The organism is Halorarius litoreus (genome assembly GCF_024362405.1).
In the GTDB taxonomy this organism is placed as follows: Archaea; Halobacteriota; Halobacteria; order Halobacteriales; family Haloarculaceae; genus Halorarius; species Halorarius litoreus.
On the sequence record NZ_CP101454.1, the window covers coordinates 1953351 to 1967521 of the forward strand.

The 14171-nt window shown below is 68.3% G+C and carries 14 protein-coding genes and 1 tRNA gene; 8 read left to right on the top strand and 7 right to left on the bottom strand.

Annotated features, from left to right (window positions below; all coding sequences use genetic code 11):
* The first annotated feature begins 98 nt into the window (after nucleotides 1-98).
* From NL126_RS10040 to NL126_RS10050, 3 genes are all read left to right on the top strand, one after another.
* Nucleotides 99-392: a HalOD1 output domain-containing protein gene (locus NL126_RS10040; protein WP_255198783.1), complete on the top strand. Its 294-nt coding sequence runs from the start codon at nucleotides 99-101 to the stop codon at nucleotides 390-392.
* A 105-nt stretch (nucleotides 393-497) separates the two neighbouring features.
* The gene (locus NL126_RS10045) at nucleotides 498-986 is read left to right on the top strand and encodes a hypothetical protein (protein WP_255198784.1); all 489 of its coding nucleotides are present in this window, start codon (nucleotides 498-500) and stop codon (nucleotides 984-986) included.
* 807 nt (nucleotides 987-1793) lie between these two features.
* Nucleotides 1794-1879: transfer RNA gene (locus tag NL126_RS10050), tRNA-OTHER, on the top strand.
* 85 nt (nucleotides 1880-1964) lie between these two features.
* Here the strand turns inward: NL126_RS10050 and NL126_RS10055 are convergent.
* On the bottom strand, nucleotides 1965-3443 hold the full coding sequence (locus NL126_RS10055; RefSeq protein WP_255198785.1) for an alkaline phosphatase family protein: 1479 nt from the start codon (nucleotides 3441-3443) through the stop codon (nucleotides 1965-1967).
* A gap of 495 nt (nucleotides 3444-3938) precedes the next feature.
* On the opposite strand from NL126_RS10055, the gene NL126_RS10060 reads away from it, so the two are divergent.
* From NL126_RS10060 to NL126_RS10075, 4 genes are all read left to right on the top strand, one after another.
* Nucleotides 3939-4190 (top strand): hypothetical protein, encoded by a 252-nt coding sequence (locus tag NL126_RS10060; protein WP_255198786.1) that lies wholly within the window; start codon nucleotides 3939-3941, stop codon nucleotides 4188-4190.
* A 138-nt stretch (nucleotides 4191-4328) separates the two neighbouring features.
* Nucleotides 4329-4949 carry an acyltransferase gene (locus tag NL126_RS10065; RefSeq protein WP_255198787.1) on the top strand — a complete coding sequence of 207 codons (621 nt, stop codon included), beginning with the start codon at nucleotides 4329-4331 and terminating at the stop codon, nucleotides 4947-4949.
* A 65-nt stretch (nucleotides 4950-5014) separates the two neighbouring features.
* Nucleotides 5015-6376 (top strand): nucleotide sugar dehydrogenase, encoded by a 1362-nt coding sequence (locus NL126_RS10070; protein WP_255198788.1) that lies wholly within the window; start codon nucleotides 5015-5017, stop codon nucleotides 6374-6376.
* Between the two features lie 91 nt (nucleotides 6377-6467).
* Nucleotides 6468-6635, top strand: a complete 168-nt coding sequence (locus tag NL126_RS10075; RefSeq protein WP_255198789.1) for a hypothetical protein — start codon at nucleotides 6468-6470, stop codon at nucleotides 6633-6635.
* A gap of 9 nt (nucleotides 6636-6644) precedes the next feature.
* On the opposite strand, the gene NL126_RS10080 is transcribed toward NL126_RS10075, so the two are convergent.
* The 3 genes from NL126_RS10080 to NL126_RS10090 are packed head-to-tail and all read right to left on the bottom strand — an operon-like array spanning nucleotide 6645 to nucleotide 9594.
* Entirely contained in the window at nucleotides 6645-7625 is a 981-nt protein-coding gene (locus NL126_RS10080) for a glycosyltransferase family 4 protein (protein WP_255198790.1), read from the bottom strand.
* On the bottom strand, nucleotides 7622-8635 hold the full coding sequence (locus NL126_RS10085; protein ID WP_255198791.1) for a GNAT family N-acetyltransferase: 1014 nt from the start codon (nucleotides 8633-8635) through the stop codon (nucleotides 7622-7624). Before NL126_RS10085 ends, NL126_RS10080 begins: the two co-directional genes overlap by 4 nt.
* Entirely contained in the window at nucleotides 8632-9594 is a 963-nt protein-coding gene (locus NL126_RS10090) for a polysaccharide deacetylase family protein (protein WP_255198792.1), read from the bottom strand. The genes NL126_RS10085 and NL126_RS10090 overlap by 4 nt, the downstream gene beginning before the upstream one ends.
* A 225-nt stretch (nucleotides 9595-9819) precedes the next feature.
* Between NL126_RS10090 and NL126_RS10095 the strand changes: the two genes are divergently transcribed.
* A complete protein-coding gene (locus NL126_RS10095) occupies nucleotides 9820-11091 on the top strand; it encodes a carboxylate--amine ligase (RefSeq protein ID WP_255198793.1) in 1272 nt (423 codons plus the stop codon).
* On the opposite strand, the gene NL126_RS10100 is transcribed toward NL126_RS10095, so the two are convergent.
* The 3 genes from NL126_RS10100 to NL126_RS10110 form a co-directional block, all read right to left on the bottom strand.
* A complete protein-coding gene (locus NL126_RS10100) occupies nucleotides 11081-11833 on the bottom strand; it encodes a formyltransferase family protein (RefSeq protein ID WP_255198794.1) in 753 nt (250 codons plus the stop codon). The two genes, NL126_RS10095 and NL126_RS10100, sit on opposite strands and share 11 nt — an antisense overlap.
* 116 nt (nucleotides 11834-11949) lie before the next feature.
* On the bottom strand, nucleotides 11950-13083 hold the full coding sequence (locus NL126_RS10105; RefSeq protein ID WP_255198795.1) for a DegT/DnrJ/EryC1/StrS family aminotransferase: 1134 nt from the start codon (nucleotides 13081-13083) through the stop codon (nucleotides 11950-11952).
* Nucleotides 13083-14171: a GNAT family N-acetyltransferase gene (locus tag NL126_RS10110; protein WP_255198796.1), complete on the bottom strand. Its 1089-nt coding sequence runs from the start codon at nucleotides 14169-14171 to the stop codon at nucleotides 13083-13085. The genes NL126_RS10105 and NL126_RS10110 overlap by 1 nt, the downstream gene beginning before the upstream one ends.

Consider the following 14171-nt stretch of genomic DNA (forward strand, 5'->3'; position numbering starts at 1 on the left):
ATAGTGCAATTTTAGATATCAATGGGTTGTCATAGTACAGGGCGAAAGAGTATCTCAGTTCGACACCTACCTATAGCGTCGAACCGACCGAGGAACACATGTCAGAATCAACGATGAAAAGCGGAAACAGCACCGACCCGATTTACGAACGAACGTACCATTCGACGAGTGAGAGTCTCGTCAGCGTCATCATCGACGCCATCGCCAACGCGGCGGGCGTCGAGCCGGCGGCACTCGACAAGCCGCTGTACGAGGCGATCGACACCGACGCGCTCTCGAAACTCTTCCACAATCTCGATGGGTCCGTAGACGGCTACGTCGCGTTCAACTACCTGTCGTACCGCGTCTTCGTCCACAGCGACGGCGCGGTGGCGGTGTACGAACGAATCTGATTCCCTTCCTCGTTCGAAGATAGAGAGTCCTTAGCTACGCGGTTACTACCCGGTAGGTTCCTAAGCGCCACGTACCTTTCCGAACAGTCGTTCCATCAGGTGGTGATGACGCGGACCTCCATTCTCCCGGACGAGCCGGTGGCCGAGTGGCCTGGGGCCGTCGACTGGCCCCGGCTCCTGTACACGGGTGCGTACGCCGCGACGCTCGCCGGTACCCTCGTCAGCGGCTGGCTCACGTACATCTACGTCGGTGCGGGGGCCCGCGAGCTCAACCCGGTCATCGTCGCGCTCATCGCCCTGGTCGGTTTCGAGTGGATGGTGCTCGTGAAGGTCGCGGTCGTCGTGGTCTGCTTCCACGCGTACTCCCTGCTCGCAACCGCGACGTCGACGGGGCTGGTGCTGGGGTTCTCGTGGCTCGCGGCGTGGATCCACCTCTTCGACGCTGCCCACGACATCGGGGTGGCCCTGCTCGCCGGCTGGATTCCTGCCGACCGCATCGCGCTCGCGACGCTCCTCATCCTCGTCGGCCTCGTCGTCGGGCTGCTGTTCCGGCCGCCGGAGGTCGTTCCCAACGGGCTCCGAGTGAGTCGATAGCGGACGCTGCGGGTCCGAGTGTCTGAAAATGGTACCGTCGCCAGAGGGCGACGGCCGCATTTGTCGCGTGTGTTGCAGAGGGCCCGGATGCGGAAGACACCGCCCACGATCGGGGGGAAATCGTTTTGGGTATCTCCGGGCCATCTGCATGCTAGTGCCGGACTGTCTTTGGTATACGGGCAGTATCCCGCTTAGGGCGCTCGATACCGCCACGCGGCCGTGATTCCTCACCGGCACGCCGGGAGCCGGTAAGCCGGACCAACGCGACGAGGCCGAACCGGTGGCGGGCGTCGTGTCTCGAACCGACAGGCTACCTCGCTGCCATCCGTCACAGGTGCCGTGTAACAAACTGGTCGTCGGTCAGAGCCGCAGATGGCGACCGCTGTCGGGGCGTGGTAGCGTCACCGCGTGTCCGCCCCTGCTCCCCCGTCGCACCTGGGCGGGCGCTACGGGGACGAGGCGCTCGGCCGCTGGCTCCAAACACCGCGTCCACGACCCCGCGCGCTGTCGGCTCCCCGCGTCGGCGCCTCGACCGGCGTCCGATGGCGCGCACACCGGGCAGTGGTCGCCTCCCGGGTCGTCCCGCCGACGTTTCGCCGACACTGCCCGAATCGCACGTGGTATCCCCCGTGTACCGCGTTCAGGAACCCGGTTCAGTCGTCGTATAACTATGCCCCATCCGGTAGTCGTGTCTGCTGGCGCCCACAACGGCGTCGATCCCCCCGGGGACACCTCGTTCCGGCACGGATGAGCTCCGTTCGGTGTCCCCGCCTGCCAAGCGGGAGGCCCTGCCGCCTCCTGCTGTTTGGAAGGGTAGCTCGATGGAAGAGCACCACCGGCTCGCCGGTGGCGGCCCCTCGGGGCCCCACGTGGTTCGAATCCCGTCCCTTCCGTTCTGTTCTCGCTTCGCTCGCTGTGTGGCGTCCAGCAATCAAGAGACAATCGAGAGACAATCGAGAGACCGCCGAGCGGCCCGCCTCACTCGGCGGAGCTGGGGTCGGCCAGCTGCCGGCTCCCCCCTGTGGCCGTCGCTGCGGTGCTCGCCTCGCCCATCGGGTAGGACGCCTCGACGGTCGGCTCGACGACCGGGAGCGGCCGACCGTCCATCCGGTCGCTCCACGGCACGTTCAGCGCCGACAGCACCGTCGGCGCGACGTCGAGCAGCGTCGCCCCCGTACAGGCGGCCTCCGCGTTGATGCATCGGCCCGCAATCCCGAGCAGTCCGGGAGCCGTTCGGCGTGCGAGGGTCGTCTTCGGGCCGAACACCGCTCCCTCGAGCGTGGCCGAGAGCGCGATGCCGTCGGCGGGTTCGAGGGCGATGTCCGGTGCCCGGTCGACGGCGTCGCCGTCGAACGCCCCTGCCCGGGGGTCGACGCGCGCGAAGACCGGGTTGCCGTCGGGCGTCTCGACCGCCTCGAAGGCGTCGACGATCGTCGACCGAACTCGGGCTGCGGTCGCGGCGTCGAGGGAGCCGTCGAGGTAGACACCGGTGGCATCGACGGCATAGCCCGCCGAGGCCCCGTGGTCGACGACGCGCGCGCGCTCGGTCGGCTCCTCGGTCGCCGGCTGGTCCTCGCCACCGAGCCCGACCGCCGAGCGGATTCCGGCGAGCAGCTGGGTGAGGGGGCCTCGCTGTGAGGGGTCGGCTGTCTCGACGGCGTCGGCAGCGCTCGTCACGAGGTGTCCCCGGTCCTCGAGGAAGTCGTTCACCCGGAACTCGTAGCCGGTGGTCGATTCGATGCCGTAGCCGCTGACCACCAGTACGACTCCCGGCGTCCACGCGTCGAGCACCTGCCCGATCGCTTCGTCGACTGCGGCGTACACGTCGCGGAGCGCCGCCGCATCACCGGGACGTGCCTCGGCCATCGCTGCCGGCTGGCCGAAATGCAGGTAGCCGAACCCCGGGTCGTATCGGCCGACGAGATACCGGAAGGCCCGGCCACGCATCGCTGCGAGCTGCTGGAGCCCCGCCACGTGGTCCGCACGGGTCGACGCGGCCGGTGGTGACAGCTGGTACTCGCCGATCTCGGCCCTCAGCTCCTCGAGGAGTCCGTCGGGGTGACACGTCGGTGCCGCCGAGCCGCCTGGCAGGATCGCGCCGTTGATCGCCGGCGGTGGGCTCGACAGCGGTGCGTCGACGACGACGCTCGCCACGCCGTGCTCGTCGAGGAGTTCCCAGAGCGTCTGTTCCTGGAGGTCGGTGGCATCGACGGGCGTCCCGTCGCGTCGTCGCGACCCGAATACGCCGTGCTTACCGGGGCCGACCCCGGTCGCCAGCGCCGCCGCCGTTCGCTCCGGTGACGCCCCTGGTTCGACCCCGAGGGGTTCGGCGACCCCGGCGGTCAGCAACCCCGCGAGGTTCGGCACGACGCCATCGGCCACTAGCGGTTCGAGAACCCGGTCGCTCATCCCTTCCACTGCCAACGCCAGCACGCGCTGGCCCGTTCCGTTTCCCATGGCCGGGCCTCCGTCGTACGAGTGATTAGTTATGCAGTTGCTTCCGTCGAAAACCGATAGCATCCGGCGGTGCGTATGGTGCTCTTACCGACCGTTCGACCCGTTCGGTAGCATTGTACTACCAACTGTGCGAACGAGTAACACTGTATTACGTTCGAATATCCACAACCGAAATAAACTATCCATGCAGGTAGTAGTCGCGTATCTTCCGGGTGTCGTACTGGGCGTTCCCGAGACGTATCTGGTACGTAACTGTAAGTATCTGGATGTAACCTCGTCGGTTTCCTTAAGTGTAGTAGTAGTATCTTACCGGGCGATGGGACCTCGCAGCGCCGGGGACACGGCACAGACAGAATCGCACGGCAAACGGACGTACACGGCCGCGTACGAACTACCTACCATGGGAGCGTATCGCCGGTCGACGGGGGATCGACGAGCCGTGGCGACCCGGCGGGGGGACGACCGACGTGAGGCCATCCATCACTCACCAGGACGATGACGAGGGAGCAAGCCAACGAGGAGGAGGAAGGGGGCGTCGTCGAACCGGATCAGTGGGAGGACGTCGCGCCGAATCCGGACCTCGAGCGCGACATGGGGTACGAGATCCGGGACTGGGAGGCCGTCTCGGCACGGGCAGCCGGCGGCGACCGGTTGCTGTTCCTGCCGACCGACGAGGACCTCCTGCGTGAGGAGGCGTTCGTCGTCGCCGACACCGACGTGGTGTGCGACGTCATCGACCACCTGTAGAGGGCCCAATCGTTCGCGGGTACGACGGGACTACCCAGACGTTCGGGAGCCGTCGACCCGTTCCGGCACCACGTAGGTCGCGTGTACTGCGTGGACAGCCGGTACATAACAATTCCCGCAGCGACTGCCGTTTTCTCAATGACCGACCAACTACGAACCGGTCCGGCAGGCGGGGTTCCACGGCACGTCACGCTGGGTGACGACTGCCGCATCGACAGTACGGCCATCTTGGGGGAGGGGGGAACCCGCCACGACTGGACGATCATCGGCGACGACGCCGTCGTCCGCTCCGGCTCGGTCATCTACGCCGACGTGAAGATCGGCGACGGACTCCGGACGGGCCACAACGTGCTCATCCGTGAGGGGTCGCAACTCGGCGACAACGTCGTCGTCGGCACGAACGCCATCGTCGACGGCCACGTCACCATCGGCTCGCGAGTGAGCCTCCAGTCGGGCGTCTACATCCCGCCGGAGACGACGCTCGGCGACGACGTGTTCGTCGGCCCGAACGCCGTGTTCACCAACGACCGCTTCCCCATCCGCACCGAGGAACCGCTCGTCGGTGCCACCGTCGAGGACGGCGTCTCCGTCGGCGCGAACGCCACCATCATGCCGGGCGTCACGCTCGGTGAGGGGTGTTTCGTCGCCGGCGGCGCGGTCGTCACCCGCGACGTACCGCCACACACGCTCGCGCTCGGCGCGCCCGCCACGCACCGCCCGCTCCCGGAGGAACTCCAGGGGCCGAACAACATCGCCTGAACCATGTTCACCCACTATCTCGCTGCCACGGACCGAGCGACGCACGCCAAGCTGGAGGGACGCCAGTGAGCCAGCAAGCCGAGACGTTCGGTCTCTACGGCTCGACGGCCACCCCCGAGGCACAGCGTGAGGCGTTGCGCACCGGTCGCGTTCCAGTCGCCGTCTACGGCCTCGGCAAGATGGGGCTCCCGCTCGCCTCGGTGTACGCCGAGGTGACGGGCAACGTCACCGGCGTCGACCTCGACGCCGCCCGCGTCGAGCGCATCGAAGCCGGCGACTGCCCGGTCATCGGCGAGCCCGACCTCCCCGAACGCATGGCCGAGGTGGTCGAGGCGGGCGCACTCGCGGCCACGACCGACGGCACCCGCGCCGCCCGCGAGGCGCGCATCCACGTCGTCATCGTCCCGACGCTCGTCCACGAGAACGGCGTTCCCGACCTCGGTGCGGTCCGCTCGGTCGTCGAGACCATCGCCAGCGGGCTCGCCCCCGGCGACATGGTCGTCATCGAGTCGACCGTCCCACCACGCACCTGCGTGGACTTCGTGCAGCCCCTGCTGGCCCGCGAGAGCGGCCTCTCCGAGGACGAGTTCGGGCTCGCGTTCTGCCCCGAGCGCACGAAGAGCGGGCAGGCGCTCGCCGACATCACGGGCACACACCCGAAAGTCGTCGGCGGTGTCGACGCCGAGAGCACCCGCGTCGCGTCGCTCATCTACCGCGAGATCACGAGCAACGAGCTCGTCGAACTCTCCGATGCGACCGCCGCGGAGTGCGTGAAGGTGTTCGAGGGCGTCTATCGAGACGTGAACATCGCGCTCGCGAACGAACTCGGCCGGTTCGCCGACGAGCTCGGCGTCGACGTGGTCGAGGCCATCGAGGCCGCCAACACCCAGCCGGTCTGTGACATCCACACCCCCGGAATCGGCGTCGGGGGCCACTGCATCCCGTACTACCCGTACTTCCTGCTCTCGCCGTTCGAGACGGACGCTCCCCTCATGCGCACGGCGCGAGGCATCAACGACGCGATGCCGCTGTTCGCCGTGAACAAGCTCGAGGAGGGACTCGACCGCAAGGGCATCCCCCTCCACGACGCGCGGGTCGCCCTGCTCGGGCTGACCTATCGGCCGGGCGTCGAGGAGATCCGGAAGTCGCCCGCGTTACCCGTCGCACAGCGGCTCGCAGGGGCAGGCGCCACCGTCTACGGTGTCGACCCCATCCTGCACGACACGAGCGCGTTCCCGCTGACTCCGGCGGCGCTCGACGACCTCGCGACGCTCGATCTCGACGCGGTCGTGTTCGTCACCGCCCACCGCGAGTTCGCGGCCATCGACTGGGCGGCGCTCGACCCGCTCGTCGTCGTCGACGGCCGCGACGCGCTCGACCTCGACGGCACCGACCACGACGTCTACACCATCGGCCGCGGTCACTGACGACCGCGCTGCTCGTCCTTCGCTGACGCCTTCGCTCTCCGCTTCGTTTCTGTTCGCTGGATTGAACAGTCACCGCGACGACTGTCGAGCGATGGCATCCCCGTTCCACGTGGTGAGCGTGCTCGTCGCCCTGGAGTTCGTCGCGCTCGTCGGGGTCGTGCTGTTCCTGGGCTCGCTCGACGCCGTCGCCCCGGCCCTTCCGCTGGCGGTGCTGTTTTCTGTCGCATTGCTGGCCGCGCTCTCCCGCGCTCGGTCGTGAAAAGCGTACTCAGGTCGGTGGAGCCGAGTTCATCGGCGCGACCTCGCGGCCGAGCACCGAGGCGTACACGTCGGCGATCTGCCGGCCCATGTTCGCGACGCTCAGCGGGCGGATGACCTCCCGCCCGTTCGAGCGTTCGCGGCGCTCGAGGACGGCACTGAGTCCGTCTATCAGCTCCTCGTCGGTGCGGCAGACGAACGAGGGGTCGACGCCGTCGAGCCGCTCGCGCACGTCGCCGACGTCCGTCGCGACGACCGGCAGGTTACAGGCCATCGCCTCCTTGACGGCGTTCGGTGACCCCTCGTGTTTCGAGGTCATCAGCAGCACGTCGGCGGCGTTCATGTAGTTCGGCATCTCCTCGTGAGGGATGTCGTACAGCGTCTGGAGCTCGATCGGTTCGTCGAACTCGGCGCGGATGGCGTCGACGACCCGCTCCGCGCGTGGGTAATCCTTCACGGCGCGCTGTTTCGGGTACGGGAACAGCACCTGGATGGCGTCCTGCTCCCAGCCGACGGTGTCGCGAGCCTCCCGCATCGAGCCCGGCGAGAAGCGGTCGAGGTCGACGCCGTGCGGGATGACGTAGCTCTCCACGTCGAGTTCGTCGGCCATCTCCTCGCTCATCACGATGACGGCGTCCACCCGCTTCGCGCACTGCTGGCTGAGCGGGCCGTACTTCCCGTGGAGGTCAGAGCCCCACAGCGAGAGCACGACCGGCAGGTTCGGCTGCAGCGTGGCGGCGGGGGCGGTGAGCCCGTAGTTCGCGTGAATCAGGTCGTACGGGCCGAACGACTCCTTGAGCACCCGCGGGTAGAACAGCATGTAGTCGATGGCCGACCGGCTGTTCGAGTGCTGGTCGGTCTGCCAGTTCTTTCCCCGCGGAGCCATGTTCACACACTCGATGCCGAGCGATTCGAGGGCATCGACCTGCTGGACGAAGAACCGTGCCTCGGGGTTCGTCACGAGGTTGAGGACGCGGACCGGGTCGGTCATCGTGCGATCAACTGGTAGGCCTTCTTCGCCAGTTCCATGCGCTTGCCACCCGACTCGACGACGTAGTAGGGGACGAGGTCGGCGCCGAACTTGCTCTTGTACCGGCAGAGCCGCTCGGTGTTCGCCCCCATCAGGTCGTACCGCGAGACGGTCCCAAGCGGGGGTTCGGTGGCGATGTCCTCCACGATGCGCCAGTGGAGCAGGCTGTTGATGCTCACGTTCTCGTACGTCGTCCGGGCGCCACCCAGCCAGAAGTACGCCGCGTCGTTCGAGTAGAGCGCGGTGATGCCGCTCACGAACTCGCCGTCGGGCGTGCGTGCAGCGTAGGTACGACAGCGGTCCTCGGCGGCGAGCGCAGTCGTCAGGTCCGCGACGTACGCCCAGTCGAGGCTGAACGTCTCGTCCTGGTCGGCGTACCGCGCCACCGTGTCGTCGTACACCGAGCGTACGGCGTCGACGCCCTGCTCGACCGTCACGTCGAGGTCGAGCGCCTCGGCGTCGCGAATCTCGCGGCGCAGGCTCTTGCTGAACGACGCCTGGAGGTCGTCGCTCGTCGTGTCCGACGCGTCGAGCTCGTAGGTGAAGGCCGTGCGCACGTCGAACCCTTGCCAGTCGAACGGGCGGGGGTCGGTGTACGTCGGCGGACACAGCACCCGGAACAGGGTTCGACCGCGGTCGAGGTCGAGCGTCTCGAGGACGCCCTCGGTGAACTCCTGGTTCAGCTGCTCCTGTTTGCGCTGTTTCGGGCTCACTGGCCGAAGGAGCGGGCCGAGGCGCGGAATCCCCATCGACGGCGGCGGTGAGAGCACCGCAGTGCCGACGGAGCGCCGCTGGACGAACACCGGACACATGGCGACCGGCTGGTCGCCGTTGTAGCCGACGAGCAGCTCCGTCTCGCCGTTCCAGTGGTCGGCGACCACCTCGAGGGCGGCGGGCGTGTGGAACACCTCGAAGCCGTCGGCCGGCAGCGCGTCGGCCCACGTGTCGAGATCGACCCGTTCGATTCTCATGCGTGCCTCCGCTGGCGCAGTCCCGCGGGCTGCGCTGCCGCGTCAGGAGGGTGGTCGAGACTCGCGTATAGCTCGCCCGGTGGCCCCACCCACGCGTCCATCTCAAGGGCCCGTTCGACAAGTCGGTAGTAGAGGTCGGCGTAGTTGGCGTGCTCGTCGCTGAAGTACCGCGGGTGCCACAGCGCCGTCATCACGGCGTGGTGGTCGCGTGCCTCCTCCAGCAAGCGTTCGAGCTCACGCCACGCCCCCTCGGGGTCGGTACAGACGTTCGGCAGCGTGAACTCCATCACCGTCAGCGGGAAGACCACGAACGCGTCGTCGAACGGTCGGTACGGGCCGTAGCCGTACTGGAAGCCGTAGCTGTCGTTCGAGCCGAGTGTCGTGTCGTACTGCAGGCCGATGGCGCGGTGATGCTTCCACGTGCGGGGGACGTTCAGGTTGAGGTAGTGCTGGCGCCCACCCGTGATGGGGTGGCCGACCACGCGTTCGAGCGTCTCCTTCTCGTGGCGGAGCCGCTCGCGGTCGTCGTACGAGTCGTACGAGCCGTGGAGCGCGATCTCCCAGCCCCCCGCGTCGAGGTCGTGGATGACGTCGACGATGGCGGGGTCGTCGAGCGAGTACCGCCCGGCGTACAGCTTCCAGTTGTCGATGCTGAACCACTCGCGGATCGGCTTGTCGCGCAGCAGTCGCTGTTCGTTCAGGATGTTGAACGACGACCGAACGCCGAGCTCGTCTTCGAGCTGCATCACGTGTTCGAACTGCCAGTACGGGTTCTCACCGCGCCACCAGTCGCGGAACTGGTCGGGGTCGCGGTGTTTCACCGCGTAGTAGAGGGACTGATAGGTCTTGTACGGCCGGTCGACGTCGTGGGTCAGACACAGCGCGAACGAGTGGTCCGCCCCGAGCGGCCCCCACTCCGCACGCTCCCCCGCATGCGCCCCAGATCCGTCGTGGGACACGTGTCCGTTCTCGGCCGTCGCGTTCGCAGCGTTCACGTGGGTACAGAGCCGCACTCAGCCATTTGTTATGGCGCACCTAGTGGGCCGTTCCCGGGGCGTTCGCGTGCGGTCACACGCCCGTAGGACGTGCATACTCGCCGCCACTCGCGTCCTAACAAAGCACGCGGGGGGCGCCTACCCAGACGAGATGAGCGTACGCACCGGGCGAGCGACGGGGGACGAGCCGTGACGGCCATCGTGTTCAACGCCGCGTACAACGGGCTGGGTATCGTCCGCGAGCTGGGGCGCAACGGCGTCGACGTCTACGTGCTCGACAGCTTCCGGAACGTCGGCACCGTGAGCCGCTACGGCAGCTATCGGCACTGTCCGAACCCCGAGACCGACGAGGCGGGGTTCGTCGAGCGGCTGCTCGAACTGGGTCCGACGTTCGACGAGCGCCCCGTCGTGTTTCCGACGAACGACCACTGGGCTGCGGCTGCCGCCCGACACAAGGACCGCCTCTCGGCGTTCTACGAGCTCTGTGTCTCGGACTACGAGGCGGTGTCGCTGATGCTCGACAAGCGTCGGTTCGGCGCGTGGGCCGTCGAACGCGGCTACCCGTCGCCGCGGACGTGGGCCGCGAGCGAGGCCGACCGCATCCCCCGCGAGAGCTTCCCGGTCGCAGCAAAGCCGAACGACGCGCGGCTCCGCCCGGACATGATGTTCCGGTCGCGCGCCGCCACGCTCTCGACGAAGCTCACCGGTGGGGGCGGCGTCGACACCGAGACCGCGAAAGAACTCCACGAGCGCGCGGAAGCCATCGATGGCAACCGGCTGCAGGTGCTCGACTCGCCCGCCGAGGTCGACGCCTTCCTCGCGACGGTCGACTCCGAGGCGTACGTCCTGCAGGAGTACGTCCGCGGGCTCTCCGACCAGATGGTGACCGTCGGGGTGTACGCCGACCGCGACCACGAGGTCCGAGGACTGTTCGTCGGCCGCAAGCGTCGGGGGTTCCCCCCGGACGTGGGCGATTGCAAGCTCGGCGAGTCGAGCGACGTCCCCGACGAGCTGAAGGACTCGGTTCGCGAGCTGGCCCGCGACATCGAGCTCGTGGGCATCGCCGAGTTCGAGTTCAAGCAGGATTCGGTGTCGGGCGAGTACCGGCTCATCGAGATCAACCCCCGGAGCTGGTCGTGGGTCGGCATCACTCCCGCCGCGGGTGTGAACCTCCCGATGCTCGCGTACCGCGACCTCCGGGACGAGCCTATCCCGCCGTACACCGAGAACCTGGTCGCACCGGGGGAGGTGAAGTGGGTGAAGCTCACCGAGGACCTCCCGAACGTCCTCTACTACAATCGCGAGGCGGGCCACCCGGAGTGGAGCGGATCGCTGCGTGACTGGTGGGACTCGGTGCGCGCGAAAACGCTCGTCACCGCGGAGTTCAGCCGCGACGACCCGCTGCCCGGCGTGTACGCGCTCGCGCTCGCCGCGATTCGCGTCGCCGGAACTATTCTCTAGGGGCGATCCGCCACCGTTTCTCGGAGCCGACGAGCCACAGCAGGTGGTTGACCGCGCCGTGGACGAGCACCGTTCGCCACGGCTGGGTGCCGTAGTAGCGCCCGCCCGTGTTCTCGATACCCTCGTAGCCCGAATCCAGCAGCAGCAGGCTCTCGCGCAGGAGGGCAGCCGTCACCTCGGAGGCGTGAATCAGTAGCTCGCGGGGCGTGTCGAACGGCGAGACGTGGACCCGCTCTCGCGCGAGGATGTTGCCGTCGTCGAACTGCTCGGACAGCAGGTGGACGGTCGCGCCGCCGATCCGCTCGCCGTTGGCCCACTGGACGACGGGCGAACTCGGGCCGCGATAGTCGGGGAGGTACGAGCTGTGGCAGTTCACGGCCGCGACGAGCGGCGCGTCGATGGTGTCGACCGGGATCAGGTAGCCCCAGCCACAGGAGACGAGATACGCGAACGGCTCGTCCCCCGCGACGCGCTCGACCGCCGACAGCGGTGCCCTCGGGTCGCCCGCGATGACGTAAGGGACGTCGTGAGCGTCGAGGAACTCGACCGTTCGTCCCGTGGTCGCATCGACGACGACGCGGGTGTCGTAGCGGCCGACGTAGGCGTCGGTCGCCAGCAATCGCTCGAGAACGATGCGTGGCTTGCGGCCGTCCGCCGGCGCCAGGAAGACGACGGTCGCCCGGTCGCCGGCGTCGGCGGTCGCGCTGGTCACCGTCGCCGCGCTCACGGGCTGGTCGCTCACCGCCACGGCGTCACCCCTCGGGTCGTAAACTCACCGTTCATCACTCCGTCGAGTCGTCGCCGAGAGAATTGTTATGGTGTCGTTACCGGTCGTGCGCGCCGGTGCTCGTGGTGCCGTTACCGCACCAGCGTGGCCTCGATGGTCTCGGCCACCGCCGCCACCGTCCCGGCTGGCACCTGCGTGTGGGTCGGGAACACGAGCGTCGCGAGCCGCAGGGGCTCGGCGTCGGGGAACGCCGCGAGGTCGGCTTCGGGGACGCCGATGGGCCACGGGAACCGCTCGACTGCCAGCCCCCGTTCGCGAAGCGCGGTGAACACCGCCGTACACTCGGCTTCGCCCCCCGGGACGTAGACGTGGACGCCGTACGGGCAGGCGCCCTCGTAGGGCGCCGGGGTGGTCACCTCGATACCGTCGATGCGGCTGAGCCGCTCGTGGAACGCCGCGTAGCGCGCCAGCCGCTCGGCCTGGTACACACTGGGGTCACACCGCTCGAGGGCGAGCTGGGAGAGCCGTCCGGGAGCCGCGGGCGGCCACACGCCGTCTGCGAGCGGGAGCGACTCGGGGTTCTGGGTGTAGTCGATGACCCGGAACTGCGGCGGGTCGGGGCTGTCACCGCCGGGCCACCCGACGACCTGCATCCCCGTCTTCGCGACGCTGGTGAGGAGGTCCTTCCCCTCGGCGCGCGTCCGCTCGGTCGGCGGAAGCGGTAGCGTCTTCGAGACGACCAGCCCGCCGTTCGGCACCGGGAGGCACTTGTGCGGGCTGAACACCGCGACGTCACCCGTCGAGCCGAGCAGTTTCCCCTGCTGGTCGCGAGCGAACAGCCCGCGCGGGGCGTCCTCGATGACGAACGCACCCGCTTCCGTGGCGGCCCGGGCGAGGTCGTCGAACGCCGGGTCGGCGAACCCGAGGTAGTGGACGAACATCGCGACCACCGGCTCGGTGTCGGCGAGCCGCTCGCGGACCACCGCCGGGTCGAGTCGCAGGTCGTGGCCGACGGGGTAGTACGCGACGTCGAACCCCAGCCGGTGGAACACGTGCATGACGCCGCGCGGGAGGTAGTCGGGCACCAGCGCCACGCCGCGGTCGAGCTGGTCGAGGACGGCGTACAGCCCCGTCCGCGCGTACGAGTAGAGCATCCGCTCGCCCGGTGGCACCCACGCATCGTCGTCGAGCCACGCGGGCGCAGACGGCTCCCCGAACCGGTACCACAGCGGGTTGAACTGGGGGGCAGCCGAGACGCACGCCATCAGTAGTCTCGCTGGAGCGCCGAGCGCATCCGCGGGGCGTCGCCGCCCCCGGGTGACTCGTGGCGCTGTCGGCTGCCCGTCCGCCGGAGCAGCCGCGCGTACACGGTCGCCGCGAGATGCACCGGCCACGAGCTCTTCTCCATCTGGTAGTACGTCGCCAGCTCCGGGGCGAACTTCGCCTTGTAGCCGTTGAGCCGCTGGGTGTTCGCGCCCACGAGGTCGTAGCGCGCGAGCCCGCGGTCGATGCCGTCGCGCATGATCTGCCAGTCGACGAGGTCGTTGATGGGGAGGTCGGCGTCCGTCTTCGCCCCGCCCTGCCACCGGTAGCTCGTGTCGCCCACCTCGACGGTGACCATCCCGCCGGCGAACGTGCCGTCGACGGTGCAGACGTACGGCCGAACCGTCCCTTCGGGGGTCGCATCGTAGAGGTCCTCGACGAACGCGGCGGTCACCGGGTACGGCTCGCCCTGTGCCTCGTGGCGTGCCCGGACCTGGGCGATGATGGGCGCGATGTCGTCGCGACCCCCCTCGTACACCTCGTAGTCGATGGCGTAGTCGGCCGTCACGTTCTTGCGGGCGTCGCTGCTGAACGCCGCGAGCAGCGCGTCGGCCCCCTGGGTGAGGTCGACCATGTAGGTGTATCGTGGGGTGACGTCGAAGTCGTGCCACGAGAGCGCCCGCACGTCGTCGTAGCGCGTCCCGCTCCGGAGGTAGCTGTACGCGGGCGAGATGACCTCCTCGACGTACGCCATGCAGCCGTCGATGAACTTCTCGCGGTCGCTCTCGGCCTTCCGCTGCTTGAGCTTCTCGTGGTTGAGCTGGACGGGGCCCAGATACGGCACCTTCAGCTGTGGCGGCGGCGAGAACACCGTCTGGATAGGCCCCTTGCTGATCTCGAACAGGGGGAACAGCCCGACGGGCTCCTGTCCCTTGTAGCCGATGAGGGGGTGGAGCGTCGCGTTCGAGTGCTCCGCGAGGACGTCGAGCGCACCGATGTAGTGGAACGGCGTCGCCTGTGGCGACCGCGCGACGAGCGCGTCCCAGCGGTCGAGGTCGTCGTTCGTCGCCGTCCGGATCTCGAGAGTCAT

Coding starts and splice junctions, on each gene's coding strand:
- NL126_RS10080 (WP_255198790.1), bottom strand. CDS start 7,625: ATGACCGACCCGGTCCGCGTCCTCAACCTCGTGACGAACCCCGAGGCA.
- NL126_RS10105 (WP_255198795.1), bottom strand. CDS start 13,083: ATGGCGTGCGTCTCGGCTGCCCCCCAGTTCAACCCGCTGTGGTACCGG.
- NL126_RS10060 (WP_255198786.1), top strand. CDS start 3,939: ATGACGAGGGAGCAAGCCAACGAGGAGGAGGAAGGGGGCGTCGTCGAA.
- NL126_RS10055 (WP_255198785.1), bottom strand. CDS start 3,443: ATGGGAAACGGAACGGGCCAGCGCGTGCTGGCGTTGGCAGTGGAAGGG.
- NL126_RS10085 (WP_255198791.1), bottom strand. CDS start 8,635: ATGAGAATCGAACGGGTCGATCTCGACACGTGGGCCGACGCGCTGCCG.
- NL126_RS10040 (WP_255198783.1), top strand. CDS start 99: ATGTCAGAATCAACGATGAAAAGCGGAAACAGCACCGACCCGATTTAC.
- NL126_RS10110 (WP_255198796.1), bottom strand. CDS start 14,171: ATGACTCTCGAGATCCGGACGGCGACGAACGACGACCTCGACCGCTGG.
- NL126_RS10065 (WP_255198787.1), top strand. CDS start 4,329: ATGACCGACCAACTACGAACCGGTCCGGCAGGCGGGGTTCCACGGCAC.
- NL126_RS10075 (WP_255198789.1), top strand. CDS start 6,468: ATGGCATCCCCGTTCCACGTGGTGAGCGTGCTCGTCGCCCTGGAGTTC.
- NL126_RS10045 (WP_255198784.1), top strand. CDS start 498: ATGACGCGGACCTCCATTCTCCCGGACGAGCCGGTGGCCGAGTGGCCT.